This window comes from Micromonospora sp. BL1, from assembly GCF_003667485.1.
Lineage (GTDB): Bacteria > Actinomycetota > Actinomycetes > Mycobacteriales > Micromonosporaceae > Micromonospora > Micromonospora tulbaghiae.
The window spans coordinates 30,843-55,614 of sequence record NZ_RCVK01000196.1 but is presented as its reverse complement, the minus strand read 5'-3'; the positions used below and the strand labels follow the sequence as shown (position 1 = coordinate 55,614).

General features: G+C 73.4%; 22 protein-coding genes. 15 read left to right on the top strand and 7 right to left on the bottom strand.

The genetic code is table 11. From position 1 onward, the window contains the following. Positions 1 to 34: 34 nt before the first annotated feature. Positions 35 to 1,015 carry a hypothetical protein gene (locus tag EAD96_RS09995; protein WP_121684081.1) on the bottom strand — a complete coding sequence of 327 codons (981 nt, stop codon included), beginning with the start codon at positions 1,013 to 1,015 and terminating at the stop codon, positions 35 to 37. 190 nt (positions 1,016 to 1,205) lie between these two features. Between EAD96_RS09995 and EAD96_RS09990 the strand changes: the two genes are divergently transcribed. Genes EAD96_RS09990 through EAD96_RS09960 form a run of 7 tightly spaced genes read left to right on the top strand, consistent with a single transcriptional unit; the run spans position 1,206 to position 8,950 of the window. Beyond that, entirely contained in the window at positions 1,206 to 4,040 is a 2,835-nt protein-coding gene (locus EAD96_RS09990; protein WP_121684068.1) for a Na+/H+ antiporter subunit A, read from the top strand. Beyond that, positions 4,037 to 4,504, top strand: coding sequence for a Na(+)/H(+) antiporter subunit C (locus EAD96_RS09985; RefSeq protein ID WP_030268938.1), 468 nt, complete (start codon positions 4,037 to 4,039; stop codon positions 4,502 to 4,504). The genes EAD96_RS09990 and EAD96_RS09985 overlap by 4 nt, the downstream gene beginning before the upstream one ends. Further along, positions 4,501 to 6,072: a Na+/H+ antiporter subunit D gene (locus EAD96_RS09980; RefSeq protein ID WP_013477154.1), complete on the top strand. Its 1,572-nt coding sequence runs from the start codon at positions 4,501 to 4,503 to the stop codon at positions 6,070 to 6,072. The genes EAD96_RS09985 and EAD96_RS09980 overlap by 4 nt, the downstream gene beginning before the upstream one ends. Continuing rightward, positions 6,069 to 6,671: a Na+/H+ antiporter subunit E gene (locus tag EAD96_RS09975; RefSeq protein WP_120570319.1), complete on the top strand. Its 603-nt coding sequence runs from the start codon at positions 6,069 to 6,071 to the stop codon at positions 6,669 to 6,671. The genes EAD96_RS09980 and EAD96_RS09975 overlap by 4 nt, the downstream gene beginning before the upstream one ends. Beyond that, positions 6,668 to 6,931, top strand: coding sequence for a monovalent cation/H+ antiporter complex subunit F (locus EAD96_RS09970; RefSeq protein WP_091425167.1), 264 nt, complete (start codon positions 6,668 to 6,670; stop codon positions 6,929 to 6,931). The genes EAD96_RS09975 and EAD96_RS09970 overlap by 4 nt, the downstream gene beginning before the upstream one ends. After that, entirely contained in the window at positions 6,928 to 7,326 is a 399-nt protein-coding gene (gene mnhG, locus EAD96_RS09965) for a monovalent cation/H(+) antiporter subunit G (RefSeq protein ID WP_121684067.1), read from the top strand. The genes EAD96_RS09970 and mnhG overlap by 4 nt, the downstream gene beginning before the upstream one ends. Positions 7,327 to 7,357: 31 nt before the next feature. After that, the gene (locus EAD96_RS09960; protein ID WP_120570317.1) at positions 7,358 to 8,950 is read left to right on the top strand and encodes an amidohydrolase; all 1,593 of its coding nucleotides are present in this window, start codon (positions 7,358 to 7,360) and stop codon (positions 8,948 to 8,950) included. A 43-nt stretch (positions 8,951 to 8,993) separates the two neighbouring features. Here EAD96_RS09960 and EAD96_RS09955 read toward each other — a convergent pair whose 3' ends face one another. The 5 genes from EAD96_RS09955 to EAD96_RS09935 all read right to left on the bottom strand — a co-directional run bounded on the left by EAD96_RS09955 (position 8,994) and on the right by EAD96_RS09935 (position 14,361). After that, complete coding sequence (locus EAD96_RS09955) at positions 8,994 to 10,703, bottom strand: exo-alpha-sialidase (protein WP_121684066.1); 1,710 nt, start codon at positions 10,701 to 10,703, stop codon at positions 8,994 to 8,996. A 185-nt stretch (positions 10,704 to 10,888) separates the two neighbouring features. Further along, positions 10,889 to 11,887: a helix-turn-helix domain-containing protein gene (locus tag EAD96_RS09950; protein ID WP_120570315.1), complete on the bottom strand. Its 999-nt coding sequence runs from the start codon at positions 11,885 to 11,887 to the stop codon at positions 10,889 to 10,891. A 116-nt stretch (positions 11,888 to 12,003) separates the two neighbouring features. After that, the gene (locus EAD96_RS09945) at positions 12,004 to 12,498 is read right to left on the bottom strand and encodes a hypothetical protein (RefSeq protein WP_121684065.1); all 495 of its coding nucleotides are present in this window, start codon (positions 12,496 to 12,498) and stop codon (positions 12,004 to 12,006) included. Positions 12,499 to 12,558: 60 nt separating this feature from the next. Beyond that, a complete protein-coding gene (locus EAD96_RS09940) occupies positions 12,559 to 13,506 on the bottom strand; it encodes a hypothetical protein (RefSeq protein ID WP_121684064.1) in 948 nt (315 codons plus the stop codon). 123 nt (positions 13,507 to 13,629) lie between these two features. After that, complete coding sequence (locus EAD96_RS09935) at positions 13,630 to 14,361, bottom strand: FadR/GntR family transcriptional regulator (protein WP_120570312.1); 732 nt, start codon at positions 14,359 to 14,361, stop codon at positions 13,630 to 13,632. A 138-nt stretch (positions 14,362 to 14,499) separates the two neighbouring features. Between EAD96_RS09935 and EAD96_RS09930 the strand changes: the two genes are divergently transcribed. The 8 genes from EAD96_RS09930 (at position 14,500) to EAD96_RS09895 (ending at position 23,728) form a co-directional block, all read left to right on the top strand. Next, on the top strand, positions 14,500 to 16,125 hold the full coding sequence (locus tag EAD96_RS09930; RefSeq protein ID WP_121684063.1) for an ABC transporter substrate-binding protein: 1,626 nt from the start codon (positions 14,500 to 14,502) through the stop codon (positions 16,123 to 16,125). A 103-nt stretch (positions 16,126 to 16,228) separates the two neighbouring features. Beyond that, a complete protein-coding gene (locus EAD96_RS09925) occupies positions 16,229 to 17,185 on the top strand; it encodes an ABC transporter permease (protein ID WP_120570310.1) in 957 nt (318 codons plus the stop codon). Continuing rightward, positions 17,185 to 19,143, top strand: a complete 1,959-nt coding sequence (locus EAD96_RS09920) for a dipeptide/oligopeptide/nickel ABC transporter permease/ATP-binding protein (RefSeq protein ID WP_120570309.1) — start codon at positions 17,185 to 17,187, stop codon at positions 19,141 to 19,143. The genes EAD96_RS09925 and EAD96_RS09920 overlap by 1 nt, the downstream gene beginning before the upstream one ends. Beyond that, positions 19,140 to 20,207: an ABC transporter ATP-binding protein gene (locus EAD96_RS09915; RefSeq protein WP_121684062.1), complete on the top strand. Its 1,068-nt coding sequence runs from the start codon at positions 19,140 to 19,142 to the stop codon at positions 20,205 to 20,207. Before EAD96_RS09920 ends, EAD96_RS09915 begins: the two co-directional genes overlap by 4 nt. Continuing rightward, complete coding sequence (locus EAD96_RS09910; protein WP_121684061.1) at positions 20,204 to 21,142, top strand: dihydrodipicolinate synthase family protein; 939 nt, start codon at positions 20,204 to 20,206, stop codon at positions 21,140 to 21,142. The genes EAD96_RS09915 and EAD96_RS09910 overlap by 4 nt, the downstream gene beginning before the upstream one ends. A gap of 2 nt (positions 21,143 to 21,144) precedes the next feature. Further along, complete coding sequence (locus tag EAD96_RS09905; protein WP_121684060.1) at positions 21,145 to 22,083, top strand: ROK family protein; 939 nt, start codon at positions 21,145 to 21,147, stop codon at positions 22,081 to 22,083. Beyond that, entirely contained in the window at positions 22,080 to 22,769 is a 690-nt protein-coding gene (locus EAD96_RS09900) for an N-acetylmannosamine-6-phosphate 2-epimerase (RefSeq protein WP_121684059.1), read from the top strand. Before EAD96_RS09905 ends, EAD96_RS09900 begins: the two co-directional genes overlap by 4 nt. Beyond that, positions 22,760 to 23,728, top strand: a complete 969-nt coding sequence (locus tag EAD96_RS09895; RefSeq protein WP_120570304.1) for an acetylxylan esterase — start codon at positions 22,760 to 22,762, stop codon at positions 23,726 to 23,728. Before EAD96_RS09900 ends, EAD96_RS09895 begins: the two co-directional genes overlap by 10 nt. Here the strand turns inward: EAD96_RS09895 and EAD96_RS09890 are convergent. Continuing rightward, positions 23,725 to 24,768, bottom strand: coding sequence for a polyprenyl synthetase family protein (locus tag EAD96_RS09890; protein ID WP_120570303.1), 1,044 nt, complete (start codon positions 24,766 to 24,768; stop codon positions 23,725 to 23,727). The two genes, EAD96_RS09895 and EAD96_RS09890, sit on opposite strands and share 4 nt — an antisense overlap. Between the last annotated feature and the right edge of the window lie 4 nt (positions 24,769 to 24,772).

Here is a 24,772-nt window from a genome sequence, read left to right as displayed (position 1 = left end):
GGGCCGGCACCGGACGCCGGCCCACCGCACCAGCCTAGGCGGCGGGCCCGCGTGCGCCGCCGGTCATCCCCGCGACAGTGGTTCCGCCGTCGATCACCAGCGCCGGGCCGGTGCGCCGCCCGCCCCGGGCGCCGCGGGTCAGCAGCTGCGCCGTCCGTGCCGGGTCGTCGCCGGCGGCCACCTGATCGAGTACGCGCAGCCAGCGCTCCCCGTGCGCGTCGGTGAAGCCGGTGCCGACGACGGCGATCCGGCGGCCGGTGACCGGGCCGGGCGCGGCGCGTTCGCCCGGCTCCGTCGACCCGATCGCCGGTCCCTCGGGCACTCCGGCGGGTTCGGCGCGGCGTCCGGCGGCGACGACGAGGTCCGGCGAGCCGCACCGCACCGCCCGTACCGACCCGGCTCGGTCCACGTCGACGATGGTGGCGCGCAGGTGGCCCGCCGGGGCGAGGTCGCGGACCACCTTCTCCAGCGCGTCGACCAGGTGCGGCAGTGTGCGCCGTGGTCCGGCGGCGGCCCGGTGGAACGCCTGCTCGATCGCCCGGCGCCCGGCGGGCGTGTCGAGCGTGGCGCCGGTGACGGTGCCGAGCAGGACGCGCAGCCCGCCGCCGCGGACCGGGACGGCGGCGCCGATCTCCCCGGCGGTGCCGCAGATCGCCAGCGCGGCGCTCCCGGGACCGGCCGGCACGGTGAACACCGCGACGTCCGGCGGCGCGGCGGCGCGCGTCACGGTGGCGGTCCGCGTCCGGCGGCGAGCCCAGGCCAGGAACGGCACGGCGGCCAGGCTGGCCGCCGAGGCGAGCAGCGCCTGTGGATCAGTGCGGTGGCCGGGGATCACCGGTACGACGACCGACAGCGCGACCAGCACGCCCGCCCAGGCCGACACCAGCGCCGCCGTCCGGGGCCGGGCCGAGACGCCGAGCAGGCCGGGCAGCAGCACCCAGCCGACCGGCGTGCTGACCTCGGCGAGGCCCATCAGCATCGCGTTTCCGGTGGTGCCCGCCAGGGCGGCTCGCATCGGCAGCACGCCGACCACCCTATCGGGGCGCCCGCCGGACGCGACCGCTGTACCGGGCAGAGCAAACCTCACTCCTTACCCGAAGCAGAGCGGAGCCGACACGACACGTTCGCGTGATTCTCTCGACATACCGCCTCGCCGCATCGCCGGTTAGGGTTGACGTACCGCAGGTCGATCTTGAGGAGTGTGTGTGCTGGTTCTGGTGGCGGTCCATGCGTTCGCAGCCTTGACCGCCCCCGTGCTGGTACGCCTCCTCGGCAGGCGGGCTCTCTATCTGCTGGCGGCCGTCCCGGCGGCGGCGCTGATCTGGGCGGTGACCCGTACCGAACCGGTCCGCGCGGGCCGGCCCGTCGTCGAGACCGTCACCTGGGTGCCGCAGCTGGGTCTGGAACTCGCGCTGCGCATGGGCACGCTGTCCTGGCTGCTGGTGCTGCTCGTCGGTGGGGTCGGCGCCCTCGTGCTGGCCTACAGCGCGCGCTACTTCCGGTCCGACGATCCCGGCCTCGGCCGGTTCGCCGCGGTGTTCGTGGCGTTCGCCGGCGCGATGCTCGGCCTGGTCGTCTCCGACGACCTGCTGCTGCTGTACGTGTTCTGGGAACTCACCACCGTCTTCTCCTACCTGCTGATCGGCAGCGACCCGACCAAGCGGGCCAGCCGCCGCGCGGCGATGCAGGCCCTGCTGGTGACCACGCTGGGCGGCCTGGCGATGCTCGCCGGTTTCGTGATGCTCGGCCAGCACGCCGGCTCGTACCGGTGGTCGGAGATCGCCGGGAACCTGCCCGAGGGCGGCTACCTCACCGTCGCGCTGGTGCTCGTCCTGCTCGGCGTGACCAGCAAGTCCGCGATCTTCCCGTTCAGCTTCTGGCTGCCGCGCGCGATGGCCGCGCCCACGCCGGTCAGCGCCTACCTGCACGCCGCGGCCATGGTGAAAGCGGGCGTGTTCCTGGCCGCGCTGATGGGCCCCGCGGTGGGCCAGGCCACCGTGTGGCGCGGCGTCCTGCTGGCCGGCGGCCTGATCACCCTGTTCCTCGGCGGCTGGACGGCGCTGCGGCAGGTCGACCTGAAGCTGCTGCTGGCGTACGGCACCGTGAGCCAGCTCGGCCTGCTCATGGTGATCCTCGGCGCGGGCACCCGCGACACCGCGCTGGCCGGTGCCGCGATGCTGCTGGCGCACGCCCTGTTCAAAGCCACCCTGTTCCTCGTCGTCGGCGTCGTCGACCACGTCACCGGCACCCGCGACCTGCGGGAGCTCAGCGGCCTGGGCCGCCGCGCGCCGGTGCTGGCGGCGGTCGCCGGACTCGCCGCCGCCTCCATGGCGGGTCTGCCGCCGCTGATCGGCTTCGTGGCCAAGGAGGCCGCGCTCGAGGCGTTCCTGCACGGCGGCACGACCGAACTGCTGGTGCTCGCCGGAGTGGTGACCGGCTCGGCGCTGACCGTCGCGTACACCGCGCGCTTCCTCTGGGGCGCGTTCGCCGCCAAGCCCGGCGTGAAGGAGACCCGGCCGCACCGGATCGAGCCGGCGTTCATCGGCCCGGCGGCGGTGCTCGCCCTCGCCGGTCTCGCGGTCGGCGTCCTCGCCCCGGCGGTGGACCGGGTGCTGGCCCCGTACGCCGACCAGTTCCCGACCGCCGACCCCGGCTACCACCTGGCCCTCTGGCACGGGCTGACCCCGGCGCTGGGCCTGTCGGCGCTCGCGGTGGCGGGTGGCCTCGGACTGTTCCTGCTGCTGCACCGGCGCCGGCCGTACCTGCCGCGGCTGCCCTTCGACGGCGCCAGCGGCTACGACCGGCTGGCCGGCGCGGTCGACCGCGCGGCGGTGGAACTGACCGGCGCCACCCAGCGCGGCTCGCTGCCGTTCTACCTGGGCGTCATCCTGCTGGTCCTGGTCGTGCTGCCCGGCGGCGCGGTGCTCGCCGGCGCGCCGTGGGCCCGGCGGTTCCAGCTCTGGGACACCCCGTTGCAGGCCGTCGCCGGCGCGGTCATCGTCGTCGCGGCGCTGGTGGCCGCGCGCGCCCGCCGCCGGCTGACCGCGATGATCCTGGTCGGAGTGACCGGCTACGGCACGGCGCTGATGTTCATCCTGCACGGCGCGCCCGACCTCGCGCTCACCCAGTTCCTGGTGGAGACCGTCACGATCGTGATGTTCGTGCTGGTGCTGCGCCGGCTGCCGCGCCGGTTCTCGGCCCGCCCGATCCGCGCCACCCGGCGGTTCCGCGTCGCGCTCGGCGTCGCCGTCGGCGTGGTCACCGCCGGCATGGCGTACGTGGCGGCGGGCAGCCGGACCGCGACGCCGATCTCGGTCGGCTTCCCGGACGAGGCGGTCTCCTACGGCGGCGGCAAGAACGTGGTGAACGTGACGCTCGTCGACATCCGGGCCTGGGACACGATGGGCGAGATCGCCGTGCTGGTGGTGGCCGCCACCGGCGTGGCCAGCCTGATCTTCCGCCGCTCCCGCGCGCTGGACCTGCGCAGCGGCATCCCCGGCGCCGGCCGGCAGCAGTCGTCGCGCCCGCGCTGGCTGACCGGCGGCGCGACCTCCCGGCAGCAGTCGGTCATCCTCCAGGTGGTCACCCGGCTGCTGTTCCACGCCATCCTGCTGTTCTCGATCTACCTGCTCTTCTCCGGCCACAACGCCCCCGGTGGCGGGTTCGCCGCCGGTCTGGTCGCCGGGCTGGGGCTCGCCGTGCGGTACCTGGCGGGCGGGCGTACCGAACTCAACGGCGCCGCGCCCGTGGACGCGGGCCTGGTGCTCGGCGCGGGGCTGTTCGTCGCGGTCGGCACCGGCGTGGCCGCGATGCTGCTGGGCGGCGAGTTCCTGCAGAGCGCGACGCTCGACTTCCACCTGCCGTTGCTGGGCCACGTGCACTTCGTGACGTCGGTCTTCTTCGACGTCGGCGTCTATCTCATCGTGGTCGGCCTCGTACTGGACATCCTGCGCAGCCTGGGCGCCGAGATGGACCGCCAGGAGGAGGTCGACGAACAGGAGACCGGACCGGCCGGCGTACGGGAAGAGGAGCTGGTATGAGCCCGAACGTCCCCAACCTGGTCTACGTCGTGGTGATCGGCGTCCTGTTCGCCACCGGCGTCACCCTGCTGCTGGAACGCAGCCTCACCCGTGTCCTGATGGGGGTCATCCTGCTCGGCAACGGCGCGAACCTGCTGCTGCTCACCGGCGGCCGGGCCGGAGGCCCGCCGATCGTCGGCACCACCGCCCAGGAGGACATGTCCGACCCGTTGCCGCAGGCGATGGTGCTGACCGCGATCGTGATCACGCTCGGCATGACCGCGTTCCTGCTCGCGCTGGCCTACCGGAGCTGGCACCTCAACGGGCACGACGAGGTGCAGGACGACGTCGAGGACCGCCGGATCATGGAGCTGGCCGACCGGGACGAGGGCCCGGGCACCTCGGACTCGGACAACTTCGAGGCCGACGACGGCAGCCCCGAGGCCCGGGTGCTCGCCGCCGGTGAGGCGGAGGCCGTCCGATGACCTGGCTCGTCCCGCTGCCGGTGGTGATGCCGCTGCTCGGCGCCGCCCTCACCCTGCTGCTGGCCCGCCGGGCCCGCGCCCAGCGGTGGGTCAGCATCATCGTGCTCACCGCCACCGTCGCGGTGGCCGCGATGCTCCTGGTCCGCTCCTCGCTGGACGGCCCGCTCGTGGTGGAGGTGGGCGGCTGGGTGGCGCCGATGGGCATCGTGCTCGTCGCCGACCAGCTCGCCGCGCTGATGCTCGTGGTGTCCGCCTCGGTCACCCTGTGCGTGCTCGTCTACTCCATCGGGCAGGGCATGGCCGACGGCAACGAGGAGACGCCGCTGTCGGTCTACCACCCGACCTACCTGGTGCTGACCGCGGGCGTCTGCAACGCCTTCCTCTCCGGCGACCTGTTCAACCTCTACGTCGGCTTCGAGATCCTGCTGGTGGCGAGCTACGTGCTGCTGACGCTCGGCAGCACCGAGACGCGGATCCGGGCCGGCACCACGTACGTCGTGGTCAGCCTGCTCTCGTCGCTGATCTTCCTGGTGGCGATCGGCCTGGTCTACTCCGCCACCGGCACGCTGAACCTGGCGCAGCTCGCCGACCGCCTGGACGCGCTGCCCGACGACATCCGCCTGGTGCTGCAGGGCATGCTGCTGCTCGCGTTCGGGATCAAGGCGGCGGTGTTCCCGCTGTCGGCGTGGCTGCCGGACAGCTACCCGACCGCGCCCGCCCCGGTGACGGCGGTCTTCGCGGGCCTGCTCACCAAGGTCGGCGTGTACGCGATCATCCGTACCGAGACGCTGCTGTTCCCCGGCGGCCGCACCGCCGACCTGCTCATGGTGATAGCGGCGCTGACCATGGTGGTGGGCATCCTCGGCGCGGTGGCCCAGTCGGACATCAAACGGCTGCTGTCGTTCACGCTCGTCAGCCACATCGGGTACATGCTGTTCGGGGTCGGGTTGACCACCCCGCTCGGCCTGTCCGCGGCGATCTTCTACGTGGTGCACCACATCACCATCCAGACCACGCTGTTCCTCGCCGCCGGCCTGGTCGAACGACGCGGCGGCAGCACCGCGCTGGACCGCCTCGGCGGCCTGGCCCGGCTGTCACCCCTGCTCGCCGTGCTGTTCTTCGTGCCCGCGCTGAACCTGGCCGGCATACCACCGTTCTCCGGGTTCCTCGGCAAGCTCGGCCTGGTCCAGGCCGGCGTCGACGACGGCGGGTTCCTGGCCTGGTCGCTCGTCGCCGGGGGACTTCTCACCAGCCTGCTCACGCTCTACGCCATCGCCCGGGTGTGGAACCTCGCCTTCTGGCGGGCCCCGCACGCGGACATGCCGGAGCCCGGCGACGCCGACCAGGCGGCCCGCACCGACGGCGCCGAGCAGCCGCACGACGGCCCGGCGCCGGCCGGGGCGGTGCTGCCCCGGCTGATGACGGTGTCCACCGCCGCCCTCGTGGTGCTCGGCCTGGCGCTGACGGTGGTGGCCGGACCGCTGTTCGACATCAGCACCGACGCCGCCGACGACCTGTTGCGCCGTGCCCCGTACGTCGAGGCCGTGTTCCCGGAGGGACCGCCGTGACCAGTCAGCCGAAAGCGCCACTGACCCGCCGTGACCGCTGGCGCAACCGGGCCATCGCGGTGACCGGCCTGGTCACCGTCTGGGTGCTGCTGTGGGGCACCTTCAGCTGGGCCAACGTGCTCAGCGGACTCGTGGTCGCGGCCGTGCTGCTGGTGGTCTTCCCGCTTCCCCCCGTCACGTTCGCCGGCCGGATCCGGCCGGTGCCGCTGCTGCGGTTCGTGGTCCGCTTCCTGTACGACCTGGTGGTGGCGTCCGCGCAGGTGGCCTGGCTGGCCGTCCGGTCCGAGCACCCGCACTCGGCGATCATCGCGGTGCCGCTGCGGGTGAACACCGACCTCAACCTCACCCTCAACGCCGAGGCCCTGTCGCTGGTGCCGGGCAGCCTGATCCTGGAGGCCGACCGGAGCACCGGCACGCTCTACGTGCACGTCATCGGCATCCGCAGCCTCGACGAGGTGGAGCGCTTCCGGCAGGGCGTGCTGGAGCTGGAGGAGCGCATCGTCGCCGCCGTCGGCTCGGCCGAGGAGCTGAGCCTGATCCGCCGATCCGTACCCACCGGCCCGTCCGGGTCGGTCGACCTGGAAGGAGCACCGACGTGACCGTCATCGCCGTGATCGTCACCGCGCTGCTCGTCGCGGCCGGTGGGCTCACCCTCGTCCGCATCATCCGCGGGCCGTCGATCCTCGACCGGGCCGTCGCCACCGACGTGCTGCTCGCCGTCGCGGTCGCGGCCATCGCCACCGAGGCGGCCTACAGCCGGGACGCCACGGCGCTTCCGGTCCTGGTGGTCCTCGCCCTGGTCGGGTTCGTCGGCTCGGTGAGCGTCGCCCGGTTCGCGTCCCGGAGAAGCTCGAAGTGATGATCGACGCGATCCTGGACACCGTCGCCGGCATCTGCCTGATCGCCGGCGCCCTGCTCTGCCTCGCCGCGGGCATCGCGCTGGTCCGCTTCCCGGACGTGCTGTCGCGGATGCACGCGGCGGCCAAGCCGCAGGTGCTCGGGCTGCTGCTGGTGCTGCTCGGCTGCGCGCTGCGGCTGCGTACCGGCGTGGACATCACCACGCTGGTCCTGGTGGGCCTGTTCCAGCTCGCCACCGCACCGGTCGCGGCGCACATGGTCGGGCGGACGGCGTACCCGCACGACGACATCCGGCGCGATCTGCTGATCACCGACGAGCTGGCCGACCACATCGACCGGATCCGCGCGGACCGGGCCGGTGAGCCGGAGGAGACGTCGCCGGTCCACACGTCCTGAGACTCCGTACGAGCGCCGAGGCAGGGAGCCCATGAGCGGCACGGTCTACGAGAACGCCCGCATCCACACGCTCGACCCGGACCGCCCGTACGCCGAGGCGATGCTGGTCCGCGGCGAGCGGATCGTCGCCGTCGGTGACCTCGCCGAGTGCCGGGACCGGGCCGGCGGCGGCGCGCGCCGGGTCGACCTCGGCGGGGCGGCCGTGCTGCCCGGGCTGATCGACAGTCACATCCACGCGGCGTCCTACGTGCGCGGGCTGGACCAGGTGGACCTGCGCGGCACGGCGAGCCTCGACGAGGCGCTGACCCGGATCGCCCGGCACGCCGCCACACTGCCGCCGGACGCCTGGCTGTTCGGCGGCGGGTGGGACAGCAACAAGTGGGCCCGGCCGGTGCAGCCGACCCGCACCGACCTGGACCGGGTCTGCCCGGACCGGCCGGCGGCCCTGCCCAGCATCGACGGTCACACCATCTGGGTGAACACCGCCGCCCTGGCCCGCCTCGGCATCGACGCCACCACCCCCGACCCGGCCGGCGGGCAGATCGCGCGGGACGAGCACGGCGAACCGACCGGCATCCTGCGCGAGGCGGCGGCGGACGCGGCGTACGCGGTGGTGCGTTCCCCGCACGCCGGCGACCTGGTCGCGCAGTTGCGCACCCACCTGCCGCGGCTGCTCGCCGCCGGGCTGACCGGCATCCACGACCTCGACGGGCAGGACGCCCGCGCCGCCTACGAGACGCTGTACGCGCGCGGCGAGCTGCCGCTGCGGGTGCACAAGACGATCCCCGCGACGGCCCTGGACGAGGCGATCGACAGCGGCTGGGCCACCGGGGACGGCGACCGCTGGCTGAGCACCGGCCCGGTGAAGATCTTCACCGACGGCGCGCTCGGCTCACACACCTGCCTGATGACCGAGCCGTACGACGGGGAGCCCGGCAACCACGGCATCGCCGTCACCCCGGCCGAGGAGTTCGAGCGGCTGGTGGCGACCGCCGCCGGGGCGGGGATCGCGGTGGCCGCGCACGCCATCGGCGACGCGGCGAACCGGATGGTGCTGCGGGCGTACGCGCGCTGGCGCGAGTCGGCCGATCCCGGCGCGGTGGCGCGGCTGCGGCACCGGATCGAGCACACCCAGCACCTGCTGCCGGACGACGTGCCGCTGCTCGCCCGCTCCGGCGTGATCGCCTCGATGCAGCCCACCCACTGCACCAGCGACATCCCGCTGACCACCCGGATGCTGGCCGGCCGGGGCCTGGCCTCGTACGCGTGGCGCAGCCTGCTCGACGCCGGGGCGACAGTGGCGTTCGGGTCGGACGCCCCGGTGGAGGACCCCGATCCGTTCTTCGGCATCCACGCCGCGGTGACCCGCCAGCAGCCCGACGGCACCCCGCCCGGCGGCGTCGACCCGCACGAGCGGCTCGACCTGGACACGGCGTTGCGCTGCTTCACCGAGGCGGGCGCGTACGCCTCGTACGAGGAGCACCTGAAGGGCCGGTTGCGCTCCGGCATGCTCGCCGACTTCATCGTGCTGCCCACCGACCCGTACCGGGTCGACGCGGCGGAGCTGCGCGAGGTGACCGTGGCGCTGACAGTGGTCGGCGGCGTGGTCCGCTGGCAGCGCTGACCGTGTCCCGCCCGGACGCCGCTGTCCGGGCGGGACACGGCTCTCAGGCGCCCTTGACCCAGTCGAGGCTGAACCGGGCGAAGTAGATGCCGCCGGTGTTGCCCACCTCGTACAGGTTGCCGACCGTGCCGTCGGCCAGCACCGCCATCGTCGAGTACCCGGCGCCGCCGGGCTTGACCAGCGCCCGGGCCGGCCAGGTCGCGCCGTCGTCGGTGGACAGCCGTACGGTGAGGTCGTTGCGCGCGCTCGGGTGCGCGTTGTTGCTGAACAGCGCCGTGCGGGTGCGTACCGGCGCCCGGTTCGCGCCGACCTCGGCGGGCCGCAGGTAGGACATCTCGTCGGCGTTGCAGAGCGGGTCGGTCAGCACGGCGCTCGCCGTCGCCGGGCCGAACGTGGCGGCACCGTCGGTGGAGGTGGCGTAGAACCGGCTGCGGGTCGAGTTGTGCCGCATGTTCTGCACCACCGCGCCGGTGCCGCGCTCGATGGCCTTGCTCTCGTTGATGTTGCCACCGGCGGATCCGCCGCGCCGCCAGGTCGCGCCGTGGTCGTCGCTGTAGATGTTCGCGGCGTGGCTGGTGCCCGAGGCGTCCCGGTAGGCGATCGGCTGGATCAGGCGGCCGGTGCTGGTCTGGATGCCGTGGCCGGAGGAGAAGAACGCCTGCTGCCAGGCCGGGTCCTTGACCGCCGGGTTCAGCTCCACCGGAGCGCTCCAGGTGGCGCCGTTGTCCCGGCTGGTGATGTAGCGCAGGCGCATGCTGTTCGGGTCGTCGGCGGTGTTCAGGCCGGAGCCGCCGGACCAGAAGCTGATGCCGGGCCGGGGGGAGTAGGTGAAGAAGCAGTAGACGACACCGGTGGCGCGGTCGACGAGCAGGCTGGGGTCGCCGACGCCCTCGCTGGTGGTGGGCGGGGCGTGGATGACGCGGGGCTGCTCGAAGGTGCGCCCGCCGTCGGTGCTGCGGATCATCACGATCTGGATGTTGTTGGTGCCGCCGCCGAGGTCGTACGAGCCGTTGACCCGGGCGTCGGCCACGGCGATGACGGTGCCGTTGTTGGTGACGGCCAGGCCGGGGATGCGGACCGAGGCGACGGTGCCGTCGTAGCGGCCGTTCGCGCCGTTGAGGCCGCGGATCACGGTCTGCGTGGTCAGCAGCGTGGTGGTGGCGAGCTGCGGGTTGCCGGCGGCCAGGTCGCAGGAGGTGGTGCCGCGCAGCGTGGTGTCGAAGCCCGGCGCGGTGACCCGCAGCGTGTACGGGGTGCCGGCGCCGACGGTCCAGTAGTGCAGGAAGTTGCCACCGGCGGCGATGGTGCGGGTCCACGGCGAGCCGGTGCGTCCGGGCCAGGTGACTGTGAAGTCCCGGGCCGTCGTGGTGCGGTTCTCCAGGGCGAGCTGGAGGCGGCCGTTCGTGCAGTCGAAGCCGGCCAGCGCGGACATTCCGGTGCCGCAGTGGAAGATGCCGCTGGTGGTCTCGTCCAGGCCGGTCGGGGTCGTGGTGCGCAGCGTGTACGGCGTGCCGGGGGACAGCGTCCAGTACAGCTCGGCGTTGCCACCGGCGGCGACCGTGCGGGTCCACGGCGAGCCGGAGCGGCCCGGCCAGGTGACGGTGTAGGTCTGCGCCGTGGTGCTGCCGTTGTCGAGGTCGAGCAGCAGCCGGCCGGCGGTGCAGTCGGCACCGACGGTGGCGGTCACGCCGGCGGGGGCGGCGGCCTGGGCCGCGGTCGCGTGCAGTACGGAGAGGAGGGTGAGGGCGGCCACCGCGAGGACGGTTGCGCGGCGCGGTATGGCGCGGCGAGGGGACACGTGGTTCCTTCCGGACGGGGGAGGGGGAAATCGGACCAGCTATAAGACGTCAGATGTCCGATGTCTGCACGCTAGGCGGATTCACCCCGGCCCGTCAAGGATCGGTTCCGGTCGACGTCCCCGTCCGGCCCGGGGAGTCGTCAGCGGTCCGGCCCGGCCGTCTCGCCGAGCAGTGCCTCGCCCATCGCGGTGAGCCGGTGCAGCACCAGGTTGCCGTGCCGCTGGCTGGTGATCAGTCCGGCCTCGCGCAGGATGGTGGTGTGATGGCTGGTGGTGGCCGGCGAGATGCGGGCACGCCGGGCCAGCTCGCCGGTGGTGGCGCCGCTCGCGGCGGCGCGCAGGACCGCGACCCGGGTGTGGCCGAGCAGCGGGCCGAGCCGGCGTTGCGGGCCGGCCGGCGGCGTCGGTTCCGGTCGCTGCCGGCGCGCCGGGTAGACGAGCGTCGGCGGCAGGTCGGGGTCGGCCAGCGTGATCGGCGCGTGCCAGCAGAAGTACGACGGGACCAGCGTGATGCCCCGGCCGTCGAGATGCATGTCCCGGTCCTCGGGGTAGCCGTGCACGGACAGCACCGGCGGATCCCAGGACGTCTCCGGGCTCAGGTCGTCGAGGATCTGCCCGGCGCCGCTGTCGAGGACCCAGGCTCCGCGCAGCGCCCGGTCGCCGGAGACGGCGGAGGTGATCTGCGTCCAGTAGGGAGCGAGCGCGACCCGGAAGTAGGCGCGCAGCGCGTCGCCGAGGCCGTGCCGGGCGGCGAGCCGGCCGGCCGCCAGATCGCTCATCCACGCGCCGTCGACGGGCGTCACCATCCGCCCGAGTTCGGTGCGGATCCGCCGGGTCGGGGTGCCGAGCACCCGGTCGATCCCCTCGTCGAGGTCGGCGACCGGGCCGGGTGTGAGGAAGTCCGGGAAGTAGCGCTTGAGCGGCGCGACGGGCAGGAGCCGCTCGCGGACGACCGGGACGAGACCGGCGCGCTCCAGGTCCGGACGGATCTGCCGGTGCCACCGGGCGTAGCCCGCGTAACCGGCCCGGGTCTGGAGGCGGTGCAGGCTGCAGATGATCTCCCACAGTGGATCGGGCCGGGCCGCCAGCCGGGTGCTGCTGAGGTCCCCGGCCGTGAAGTGGATGCGTAGCGTCCCCATGACGCACAGTGTTCCGACGCGCGCCGCCGTACTCAGTCTCGTCCACGACATTGACGTATATCACTGTAAGAAGGTAAGGCGGGGCGGCAGCCGGACGGCTGCCGCCCCGCGGTGTCTCAGCCCGCGCTGCAGCTCGTGCGCCACCGGTGGGAGGCGATGTTGTCGTTGGCGTTCGCCATGTAGCCGTCCCGGTTGGAGCCCCAGGTGAACCAGGCCCCGGTGAGGTTGTCCCACGCGTCGCCGGCGCCGAGACAGGCGTACGCACCGGTGTAGTCGGGGTGGATGTAGAGGGCGACCGGCCGGCCGCCGTTCGAGTCGTTCCAGGCCGAGGACGCCAGGTTGCGCATGCTGGCCCGGTTGTTGTTGTCGCAGTTGGCGTTCTCCGCCGTGTTGATCGTGTCCCAGTTGTTGTCGGCGTTGTACCACCAGCACCACCGGCCCGCCCAGTAGGCGTCCTGGCTGACGTACAGGTAGCCGCTGCCCGCGGCGGCGCGCTGCGTCGCGTCCGCGTGCGGGGTCGGCCGGGGCGCGGCCTGGGCGGCGGTGGCGGTGAAGGCCAGCGCGGCTGCCGCCGCGGCCACTGTGGCCAGCGCGGACCGTAGTGCTCTCATGGTGTTTCCCTTCGGTCGGGTCCTTCCGTGGCGGGCCGCCACGGACGTCGTGGGGGTGGGTCAGCCGGCAGCCAGCACGGCGCGTGCCCGCGGCAGCGCGGCGGCCTCCAGGCGGAGCCGTTCGGAGACCTCGGTGCGGAACCGCCTGTCGAGGGCGCCCCGATGCTCGGCGTCGAGCCGCCGGGCGAGCGGGCCGAGCCCGGTCCGGGCCGCACAGGTCGCCTCGGCCACCGCCAGCCTGATCTCGCCGGGCGTGGCGGAGCCGGCTGCCGGCTCGGGCACCGACGCGCGGGCCGATGCCGGGTCGGCCACGTCGTGCCCGTCGGCGCGCATGCACCGCCGCCACGCCCGTACGCCGTCGGCGTAGCGGGGGTCGGCGAGCACCCGGCCGACGCGCAGGCCGGCCAGGTTGTCCGTGACCTTCGTGGCGCGGTACCAGCCGGGCAGGTCGCGGTAGAGCTGTCGCTCCGCCTCGGACGTGCAGCTGTGGCTGCTGCGGCGCAGCACGCCGCCGGCCGGCAGCGTCGCGCGCAGGGCGTCGGGCTCGCCGGGGTCGCCGTTGACCGCGCGTACGGCGGCGGCGCCGCGTTCCGGGGGCAGTTCCCGGACGTACCGGGCGTTCGGGTCGGCCGCCATCGCCTCCTGGAGGCGGCGTTCCAGGGCGCCGCCGTATCCGTACCGGCGGGCGTAGGAGACGTCGTCGAGGACGTACGGGAACTCGCGCAGCTCCGGCACCGGCTGCCGGGGAACCGGCCAGTAGCGGAACCCGCGACGCTGCATGCAGTCGCGGATCAGCACCTGCGTGGCGGCGTACCGCACCTCGGCGGCCGGGGCGGCGGCGGGCGGGACCGGCACGGCGGCGGCACTCGCCGCGGGCGTGCGGTGAGTCTCGGACGGCGGCGCGACGTCCGGGCGCGCGCCCAGTGCCCCGGCCACCGCCGCCGCGAGGGCGGCGGGGACCGCGACGGCGTACCACATTGACCGCGCTCGGCGCGACACCACCGCCATGACATGCACCTCGGCCGTCCGGGGCGCCCGATGCGCCCGTCAGAAGACAGCTTCGGCACGGGGCGTGCCCCGGGACAGAGACCTTCGATCAGGCTCGAACGACAGGTCCCGGCGTACGGCGGGTCAGGACTGCGCGGCGCGGGCGATGCTGGCCCGGATGGGCGCGTAGTGCTCGGCGACGGCCGAGCGCAGCGCCGTCGCGTCGGCGGCGGTGAGGGCGGCGACGATCGCCTGGTGCCGCTGGGCGGTGATGACCCGGTCCTCCGGCTCGGTCTGCAGTGTGGGTGCGACGATGGCCTGCACCTGCCAGAACGCCTCGGTCAACTGGACCAGCAGGTCGTTGCCGAGGGGTTCCATGAGCTTCAGGTGGAACGCGCGGTCGACGTCGAGGAAGTCCTCGCCCCGGGCGGCCCGGCTGTGCATCTCGTCGGCGAGCGCGGACAGCTCCGACCGGTGCTGCTCGTCGAGGGCGTCGATGACGGTGGCGGCCAGGCCCTGCTCCAGAGTCTGGCGGACGTCGACGACCTGGGCCAGTACGCGGTGGTCGTCCTCGCCGCTGAGCAGACCCCGGAACGTCAGGCTCTCCACCAGGGCGTTGAGGGACATCCGGCCGACGAACGTGCCGTGGCCGTGGCGTACCTCGACGATGTCGAGCGCGGAAAGGATCTTGACGGCCTCGCGGACGCTGGAGCGGCTGGCACCGACGGCCTCGCACAGTTCCGTCTCGGTGGGCAGGAGGTTTCCCGGCTTCAGGCGGTTGCGCAGGATGTACTCCTTGATCCTGGTGGCGACCTCCTGCCGGCGAGGGCTCGGCCGCTCGGCGCCGCGTAGCGGACTGGCGTCAATGGTCGTCATCTGCCCCTTGCCCTTCGTTCCCGAATCTGACACCCTCACCCTACCGGCATCAGACGTCAGACGTCATACACCTTATGCTTCACATCCCCGAGCGCGAGCGGTCACGCGAGCGCATGAAGAGCCTATGGAGGCAGCTACGTGAGCACCACCGGTAAGCCGTCGGGGAGCCGGCGCGTCCTGCGCGGCCGCGCCCGCTCCCTGGCCGTCGCCTCCCTCGCGGGGGGCCTCGCGGTCGCGCTGGCGGCCTGCAGTGGCGGTCCCGCCTCGACCAACGCCGTGGGCGACGGGAAGGGGGGCACGTCGATCGAGGCCACGCTGGCCTTCACGCTCTCCAGCGGTTTCGATCCCAGCAACGCCTCCTCGGCCGTGGCGACAGCGGTCAACCAGCACGTCTTCGAGGGCCTCGTCGACCTCGACCCGATCACGCGGGAACCCTACAACGCCCTGGCCAAGAGCGACCCGACCCCCGGGGCCGACGGCCGGACCTACACCGTGACGCTGCGTGACGGAGCGAAGTTCTCCGACGGCACCCCGGTCACCGCCGAGGACGTGGCCTGGTCCTTCACCCGCGTGCTCAAGCCCGCGGACCCGAAGGCGCCGCCGCTGATGCAGGGCTTCGTGTCGTTCCTCGACAGCGTCACCGCCAAGGACGCGACGACCGTCGAGTTCACGCTGAAGTACCCGTTCGCCCTGTTCAGCGAGCGGATCTCGGTCATCAAGGTCGTGCCCAAGGCCAAGACCGGTGACCCGGCCGCGGCCAAGGCGTTCGACACCGCCCCGATCGGCTCAGGGCCGTTCAAGGTGGACAGCGCGTCCAAGGAGTCCGGCGTCAAGCTGAGCAAGAACGCGAACTACAACGGCCCGCGCGCCGCCAAGGTCGAGACGATGACGTGGAACACCACCACCGAGGCGTCGGCCCGCGTGTCGGACCTGCAGGGCGGCCGGGTGCAGGCCATCGAGGCCGTGCCGTACCTGAACGTGGACTCGCTCAAGGACAAGTACACGATCGACGTGAAGCAGGCCTTCAACCAGGTCTTCCTCATGTTCAACAACTCCGCCGCGCCGTTCAGCGACAAGCGGGTGCGCCAGGCCCTGCACTACGCCATCGACAAGGAGGCGGTCATCAAGACCGCGCTCAACGGCTACGGCAGCCCGGCGACGAGCTACCTCGACGAGGGCAACAAGGCCTACCAGAAGGCCGCCACCGTCTACGACTACAACCCGGACAAGGCCAAGGCCCTGCTCCAGGAGGCCGGCGTCACCAACCTGTCGTTCCGGCTCGACACCACCGACAGCTCGGTGGTCAAGGACGTCGCCCCGCTGGTCATCGAGCAGTGGAAGAAGATCGGCGTCAACGCCACGCTGAACACCGTGCCGTCCTCGGCCATCTACGGCGACATCGTCCCCAAGGACACCTTCCGGGTGCTCATGGCCACCGGTGACCCGAGCGTCTTCGGCGTCGACACCGACCTGCTGATGCGCTGGTACTACTTCGGCGAGACCTGGCCGGGCCAGCGCTACCGCTGGAGCGACGCCGACCGCAAGGCCATGGGCGACCTGCTGGACAAGGCCGCGCAGACCTCCGACGAGACGGCCCGCAAGGCGCTGTGGAAGCAGGCCCTGGACATGGCGGCGGACCAGGTGCCGCTGTACCCGATCCTGCACACCAAGGTCGTCACCGCGTACGACCCGGCCAAGGTGGACGGCTTCTCCGGCGCCTCCACCACCGGCCTGTACTTCCTGGGCACCGGCCGGACCGGCTGAGCCCGCGCTCGGGGTTCCGGCCCCGCAGGCGTCCCGCCCGGCCCCACGTGACCCGTGCGGCCGGGTGGGGCGTCCCGGCGCCCCGCCACGAGAAAGAGAATCCATGCTGACCGTCCTGAACCTGGTCGCACGACGATTCCTGACGCTGATCCCCCTGGTGCTGGGCATCACGCTCTTCGTCTTCGTGATCATGCAGTTCTCCCCGATCGACCCGGCGTTGTCCGTCCTCGGTGACCAGGCCACGCCGGCGCAGGTCGAGGCGTTCCGCGCCGCCAACGGCCTCAACGACCCGCTGCCGTTGCGCTACCTGCACTTCCTCGGCGACCTCGTCCGCGGCGACCTCGGGATGACGTTCCCGCCGTCGGTCCCGGTCGCCGAGAAGATCGCCATGGCGCTGCCGCTGACCATCCAGCTGACCGTGCTCGGCGTCGTCGGCGCGCTCGTCATCGCCCTGGCCCTCGGCATCCCGGCCGCCCTGTACCGGGACCGCTGGCCCGACCAGGTCATCCGGATCGTCTCCATGGCCGGCATCGCCACGCCCTCGTTCTGGCTGGCCCTGCTGTTCATCCAGGAGTTCTCCGTCCGCCGCCCGATCTTCCCGACCGGCGGCTACGTCAACCCCGCCGACTCGGTCGGTCTGTGGTTGCAGTCGCTGGCCATGCCCGCGCTGGCGCTGGCCGTACCGGTCGGCTGCTCGCTGGCCCGCATCGTCCGGACGTCGATGGTCGAGGAACTCGACAAGGACTACGTCCGCACGGCGATCGGCGCCGGACTGCCGCCGCGTGTGGTGGTCGGCCGCAACGTGCTGCGCAACGCGCTGGTCAATCCGCTCACCGCGCTCGGCCTGCGGATCGGCTACCTCATCGGCGGCACCGTCGTCATCGAGGCCATCTTCTCGCTGCCCGGCATGGGCACCCAGATCATGAGCGCCGTCCAGCAGAACGACACCGCGCTGGCCCAGGGCACCGTCCTGACCATCGCGCTCTGCTTCGTGCTGGTGAACCTGGTCGTCGACATCCTCTACCTCTTCGCCAACCCCCGACTGCGCGGAGGCCACTGATGCGCCGGTCCCTCACCACGCGGCTGTCCCGCCCCGGCATGGCCTTCGCCCGGCTGGGTGTCGCGGCCCGGTTCGCGCTCGGCTTCGTCGCGCTCATCGTCGTGGTAGGCGTGCTGGCCCCGCTGCTGCTGCGCCACGACCCCACCCAGACCGGGCTCGGTCCGGCGCTGACCGGCCCGAACGGCGACTTCTGGTTCGGGCTGGACAAGCTCGGCCGCGACGTGTTCTCCCGGCTGGTCGCCGGCACCCGGCGCTCCCTGATCGTCGGCTTCGGCGCGGCCGGCATCGCGCTGGTGGTCGGCGCGATCCTCGGCGCCGTCGCGGGAAGCAGCCGCACCGTCGTCGACGAGATCATCATGCGCTGCCTCGACGTGGTCATGGCCTTCCCCACGATCGTGCTCTCCGCGCTGCTGATCATCTCGTTCGGCAAGAACAGCCTGCTGGTCCTCGTGATCGCGATCGGCTTCGTGTTCACCCCGTCGGTCGCGCGCATCGTCCGCGCCAACGTGCTGTCCCAGTACGGCGAGGACTACGTGGCCGCCGAGCGCATCATCGGCGCCCGGCGACCGCACATCCTCTGGCGGCACGTCCTGCGCAACTGCGCCGCGCCGATCCTCGTCTTCGTCACCGTCATGGTCGCCGACGCGATCGTCTTCGAGGCGTCGCTGTCCTTCATCGGCGGCGGCCTCGCCCCGCAGGAGGCGGCCTCCTCGTGGGGCTCGGTGATCGCGTTCGGCAAGGAGATGGTGCAGATCGGCGGCTGGTGGGCCACGTTCTTCCCCGGCCTGCTGATCCTGCTCACCGTGCTGGCGCTCAACGTGCTCTCCGAGGGCATGTCCGACGCGTGGGCCGCACCGGCGGCGCGCCGCGCCACGTCCACCACCAGCGGTGACGCGCTGGAGCAGGCGCAGCCCGGCACCGGTGAGGTGGTCGAGCTGCCCGGCCTCGCCGAGGCGGCGCGGCGGCTGCGCGAACGCGCCCGCCCGCTGCCGCAGGGCCGGCCCGTCCTTCAGGTCAGCAACCTGTCCATCGGCTTCGAGGGCCGCCACCGCGGCGTGGACATCGTCGACGGGCTCTCCTTCGACGTCCGCCCAGGCGAGGTCGTCGGCCTGGTCGGGGAGTCCGGCTCCGGCAAGTCGCTCAGTGTCCTGGCCGTGATGGGCCTGCTGCCGAAGGGCGCCCGGGTACGCGGCGAGATCCGCTTCCAGGACACCAACCTGCTGACGCTGAACGCCAAGGGCCGCCGGGCCCTGATGGGGCGCGAGATCGCCATGGTCTACCAGGACGCCCTGTCGGCGCTGAACCCGGCGCTGCGCGTCGGCGCCCAGCTCGCCCAGATGATCCGGCGCGGCGGCACCCGCTCGGCCGAGGAGCTGATGCGGCTGGTCGGGCTGGACCCGCAGCGCACGCTCGCCGCGTACCCGCACGAGCTGTCCGGCGGGCAGCGGCAGCGCGTGGTGATCGCCATGGCGCTGTCCCGCGACCCGAAGCTGATCATCGCCGACGAGCCGACCACCGCGCTCGACGTCACGGTGCAGGCCCAGGTGATGAAGCTGCTGCTGGACCTGCGCGAGCGGCTCGGCTTCGCCCTCATCCTGGTCAGCCACGACCTCGCCCTGGTCAGCGACGTCTCCGACCGGGTCGTGGTGATGTACGGCGGGCAGATCGTGGAGACCGGCGTGACCGCCGACGTGATGGAGGCGCCCGCCCACCACTACGCCCGCGGGCTGCTCGGTTCCGTCCTGTCGCTGGAGACCGGCGCGGAACGGCTCACCCAGATCCGCGGCGTGGTGCCGTCACCGGCCGACTTCCCGAAGGGCTGCCGGTTCTCCGACCGCTGTCCGATGGCGACCGAGATCTGCCGGGACACCGCGCCCGCCCTGGAGGGCACGGACGGCCACGGGTACGCCTGCCACCACCCCGCCGTCACCGTCAGCGAGAAGGAGCCGGCCCGATGAGCGCCACCGCCGAGCACCGGCCGATCGCCGAGCTGAGCGACGTGCACGTGGTGCACGCCGCGCGCGGCGGCGGCATGTTCAGCCGGGACAAGGTCTACGCGCTCACCGGCGCCGACCTGGTGATCCGGGCCGGCGAGACGGTCGGCATCGTGGGCGAGTCCGGCTGCGGCAAGTCCACGCTCGCAAAGGTGCTCGTCGGCCTGCAACGGCCGACCAGCGGCACGGTGTCCTTCGCCGGCAAGGACGTGTGGTCGATGAGCACCGCCGAGCGGCGCGAGCACATCGGCGCGGGCGTCGGCATGATCTTCCAGGACCCGGCCACCTCGCTGAACCGCCGCATGCCGGTACGCGACATCCTGCGTGATCCGCTGGACGTGCATCGCCGGGGCACCCGGCAGCAGCGCGAGCAGCGGGTGGCCGAGCTGATGGCCCTGGTGGGCCTGCCGCGCTCGGTCGCCGACGTGCTGCCCAGCCAGCTCTCCGGCGGCCAGCGTCAGCGGGTGTCCATCGCCCGCGCGCTGGCCCTGGAACCGGGACTGGTCATCGCCGACGAGCCGACGAGCGCGCTCGACGTGTCGGTGCGGGCTCAGATCCTGAACCTGCTGCTGGACCTCAAGGACCGGCTCGGGCTGGCCATGGTGCTGGTCTCGCACGACATCCAGACCGTCAAGCGGGTCAGCGACCGGGTCGTCACCATGTACCTGGGCCGGATCGTCGAGCAGACGCCCGCCGACCTGCTGCCCGAGGGCGGCCGGCACCCGTACACCCGGGCGTTGTTCTCGGCCACGCCGGGCCTGCTGTCACCGATCGAGCCCATCCCGCTGGTCGGACCGGTCCCGTCGGCCACCCGGCCGCCGAGCGGCTGCCCGTTCCGGACCCGCTGCTGGGCCGCCACGGACGGCTGCGCCGTGGACATGCCGGCGCCGCGCCCCGCCGAGGGCGAGGGCCACGAGTTCCGCTGCCACCACCCGGTGCCCGCCGGAACCGCGAACACCGAACTGGTCGCGCTCGCCACCCCGGCGGCCGGCCGCACCACATCTGAGTCTGTCGAGGAGAACCTGTGACCACCCCAGCCCCGCGGTTCGCCGGAGTCGTGCCGCCGGCCGTGACCCCCCTGACCGAGGAGGGCGAGGTCGACGTCCGTTCCCTGGAACGGCTGGTCGAGTGGCTGCTCGACGCCGGTGTCGACGGCATCTTCGCCCTCGGCAGCTCCGGCGAGACGGTCTTCCTCACCGACCGGCAGCGGGACCTGGCCCTGGAGACCATCGTGAAGACCGCCGGCGGCGCCGTGCCGGTCATCGCCGGCTGCATCGAGCCCACCACCCGCCGGGTCGTGGAGCGGGCCGAGGCGTCCACCCGGCTGGGCGCGGACGGCCTGGTCGTGACCGCGCCGTTCTACGCCATCGTCGGCCCGCACGAGATCGAGCGGCACTTCCGGGCGGTCGCCGCGGCGGTCGAGCTTCCGCTGCTGGCGTACGACATCCCGGTCTGCGTGCACAGCAAGCTCTCCGTCGACCTGCTGACCCGGCTCGCCGCCGAGGGTGTGCTGGCCGGCGTCAAGGACTCCAGCGGCGACGACGTCGCGTTCCGCCAGCTCGCGCTGGCCGTCGCCGAGCGCGCGCCGGAGCGCGACTTCAGCCTGCTCACCGGCCACGAGGTGGTGGTCGACGCGATGATGCTCGCCGGTGGCTCCGGCTCGGTGCCCGGACTGGGCAACGTGGACCCGGCCGGATACGTGCGGCTGCACCGCGCCTGCGTGGCCGGCGACTGGGCCGCCGCCCGGCGGGAGCAGGACCGCCTGACCCGGCTGTTCCGCATCGTCGACGCGGCCGACCCGGCCACCTCGGCGGGCGCCACCCGGGGCGTCGGCGCGTTCAAGACCGCCCTGGCGCTGCTGGGTGTCATCGCCGGCAACGCGGTGTCGCTGCCGCTGCGGCCGCTCGACGCCGCCGAGACGGGCCGCGTGCGTACCCAGCTGGAACTGGCCGGGCTGCTCTGACCATGCCCGACCTGAGCACCACGGGCGCCGCCGACCTGGTCGCCGCGCTCGACATCGGCGGCACCAAGACCACCGCCGCCCTGGTCACCGCCGGGGGAGAGGTCGTCGGCCGGCGCACCGCGCCGACGCCTGGTCGCTCCGGTGCCGCCGCGGTGCTCGACACCGCCGCCGGCCTGGTCGAGAAGCTGCGGGCGGACGCGCCGGGTGCCGTACGGGCGCTCGGCGTCGGCAGCGCCGGGGTCATCGACAGCACCTCCGGCCTGGTGCTGTCCGCCACCGACGTGCTGACCGGGTGGACCGGCACGGACCTGCGCGGCGACCTGAGCCGGCGCCTGGGCGTGCCGGTCACCGTGATCAACGACGTGCACGCCCACGCGCTGGGCGAGGCACGTCACGGCGTCGCGGCCGGCTACGACACGGTGCTCTACGTCGCCGTGGGCACCGGCGTCGGCGCGTCGTTCGTCCTCGGTGACGCGGTGCTCGCCGGCGCGCACAGCGCCGCCGGGCACGCGGGGCACCAGCCGTCCCCGTACGCCGGAACGCTTGCCTGCACCTGCGGCGGGCGCGGGCACCTGGAGGCGATCGCCGCCGGTCCCGCGCTCGCCGCCGAGTACGTCCGGCGTACCGGCCGCCCGGTGGCCGACCTGCGGGCCGTCGCCGCGCTCGCGGCGGGCGGCGACGAGACGGCCCGGGAGGTCGTCCGGCTGGGCGGCGCGGCCGTCGGTTCCGCCGTCGGCGGCCTGGTCAACGTGCTCGACCCGGCCGCCGTGGTGGTCGGCGGCGGCGTCACCGGCCTCGGTGAGCCGTGGTGGCGGGCGCTGCGCGACGCGGTGCCCGCCGAGACGCTGCCCGGCCTGGCCGGCGTACCGGTCCTCGCCTCCACCCTCGGCCCCGACGCGCCGCTGCTCGGTGCCGCCTCGCTCGCCTGGAAGGTCTCATGAACGCGCTCGTCGACCAGCTCCGTCACCGCCTGGTGGTCTCCTGCCAGGCGTACCCGGGTGAGCCGATGCGCGACCCGGACACCATGCGCCGGGTCGCGCTCGCCACCGCACGCGGCGGCGCCGCCGGCATCCGCGCGCAGGGGCTGGCGGACATCGCGGCCATCCGCGCGGCGGTGAACCTGCCGCTGATCGGGCTCTGGAAGGACGGCGACGACGACGTCTTCATCACCCCGACGCTGGAGCACGCGCTGGCAGTCGCCGACGCCGGGGCGCACGTCGTCGCGCTCGACGGCACGTCCCGGCCCCGGCCGGACGGCCGTACGCTCGCCGAGACGATCGCGGCCGTGCACGAGCGCACCGGCGCGCTGGTGATGGCCGACTGCTCCACGTTCGACGAGGGCATCGCTGCCGCCGCCGCGGGCGCCGACCTGGTCGGCACCACGCTGGCCGGGTACACCGCGTACACCACCAAGGGCGACGGGCCGGACCTGGACCTGGTCGCCCGACTCGCCGCCGCGGTCGACGTCCCGGTGGTCGCCGAGGGACGCATCCACACGCCGGAGCAGGCCGCGCAGGCGCTGCGGGCGGGCGCGTGGACGGTCGTGGTGGGCACCGCCATCACCCACCCGAGCACGATCACCGGCTGGTTCGCCTCGGCCGTGCAGGAGGCCGCGTCGTGCCGCTGACCGACCTCGACCTGGCCGGCTGCCTGGCGTACCGGCCGGAGCTGGACGTGCCGGCGGACCTGGACGTGTTCTGGGCGCGCACGCTCGACGGCGGCGACCCGGAGCGGGCGGTCTACGAACCGGTCGACACCGGCCTGACCCAGATCCGGACGTACGCCGCCACGATCCCCGGGTTCGGCGGCGAGCCGGTACGCGGATGGCTGCACATGCCCGCCGGGGCCGACGGGCCGCTGCCCTGCGTGGTCGAGTACCTCGGCTACGGCCGGGGCCGCGGCCTGGCGCACGAGAAGCTGTTCTGGGCCGCTGCGGGCTTCGCGCACCTGATCATGGACAGCCGGGGCCAGGGATGGAGCGCCGCCACCGGCGGCACCCCCGACCCGCACCCCTACCCGGCCGGCACCGTGCCCGGCTTCCTCACCCGGGGCGTCGACGACCCGGCGGAGCACTACTACCGGCGGCTGATCACCGACGCGGTGCGCTACGCCGAGGCCGCCCGACGGCACCCGGCCGTCGACCCGGCGCGGGTGGCGGTGACCGGCTTCAGCCAGGGCGGCGGCCTGGCCCTCGCGGCCGGCGCGCTGTGCCCCGACGTCGTGGCGGTCATGCCGGACGTGCCGTTCCTGTGCGACATCCGCCGGGGCGTGCGCGTCGCCGGCCCGGACAGCCCGTACGCCGAGGTGGTCGAATACCTCGCGCTGCACCGCGACCGCGCCGACCGGGTGTTCCGCACGCTGTCCTACCTGGACGCCGCCGTGCTCGCGCCGCGCGCGACCGCTCCGGCGCTGTTCTCCGTCGCGCTGCGGGACCAGGTCTGCCCGCCGTCGACCTGCTTCGCCGCCTACCACCGTTACGGCGGCGACAAGGACGTGCGGGTGTACGAGTTCAACGACCACGAGGGTGGCGAGGCCGAGCACCAGCGCGAACAGCTCACCTGGCTGCGCGGGGTCCTGGGCGCCTAACGCGCGCGTTCCACCACGTAGTCGGTCAGCTCCAGCAGGAAACGGCCGTCCTCGGTGTCGGCCGCGGTGCCCAGCGCCCGCTCACCCGCACGCCGGGCGGCGAGCGCGAGTTCCCGGGCGCTGCGCCGCGCCGACTCCACGCAGTCGTACGCGAGCAGCCTGCCGTGCAGCCAGCGCACCTCGGCGGCGGTGCGCTGCGCCCGGGTACGGCTCAGCAACCGCACGAGCCGTTCGCGTTCCTCCGGCGTGCACCGTCGCATGAAGTCGATCAGGATCAGCGTGCGCTTGCCCTCCCACAGGTCACCGGCGATCTCCTTGCCGTACCGGGCGTAGTCGCCGGTCAGGTTGAGGGCGTCGTCCTGGATCTGGAACGCCGCACCCAGGTACCAGCCGTACCGGTCCAGCACGTCGACCGCGCTCTCCCTGCCGGTCGCCGCGAGGATCCCGGTGCGGCACGGATAGATGCACGTGTACCAGGACGTCTTCTTCAGGCACATCCGGTAGTAGTCGTCCGCGTCCAGGTCGCACACGTTGTCGCGGATCCAGCCGATCTCGATCGCCTGCCCCTCCAGCGAGTGGCGCATCATCAGCTCGGTCTCGGTGAACAGCCGCCACGCGATCCCGGAGCCGAGCGCCGCCCGGTTCGCGGCGAGCCGCCGCAGCGCCAGCAGGTTGGTCATGTTGCCGACGTTCAGCGCCACGCCGACGCCGTACTCGGCGTGCAGCGTCCGCCCGCCGCGCCGCTGCTCGCTTTCGTCCTGGATGTCGTCGTGGATGAGGAAGGCGTTGTGGAACAGCTCCACAGTCACGGCGGCGTTGAGGCCCACCGCGTCGCCGCCGCCGAACGCCCGGCACGTGGCCAGGCACAGCGCGGCGCGCAGCCCCTTGCCCCAGCGCCGGGGGTATTCCGCGACCAGGTCGTAGAGGTATCGCGGGCCGCCCTCGGGCACGTCGTCGAGCAGCGCGCCGAGGGCGAGCCCGCGATAGCGCTCCAGCATCCGTTCGACGTGCCCGCCGGCCACCCCGGCGGTCGGCGCCATCGCG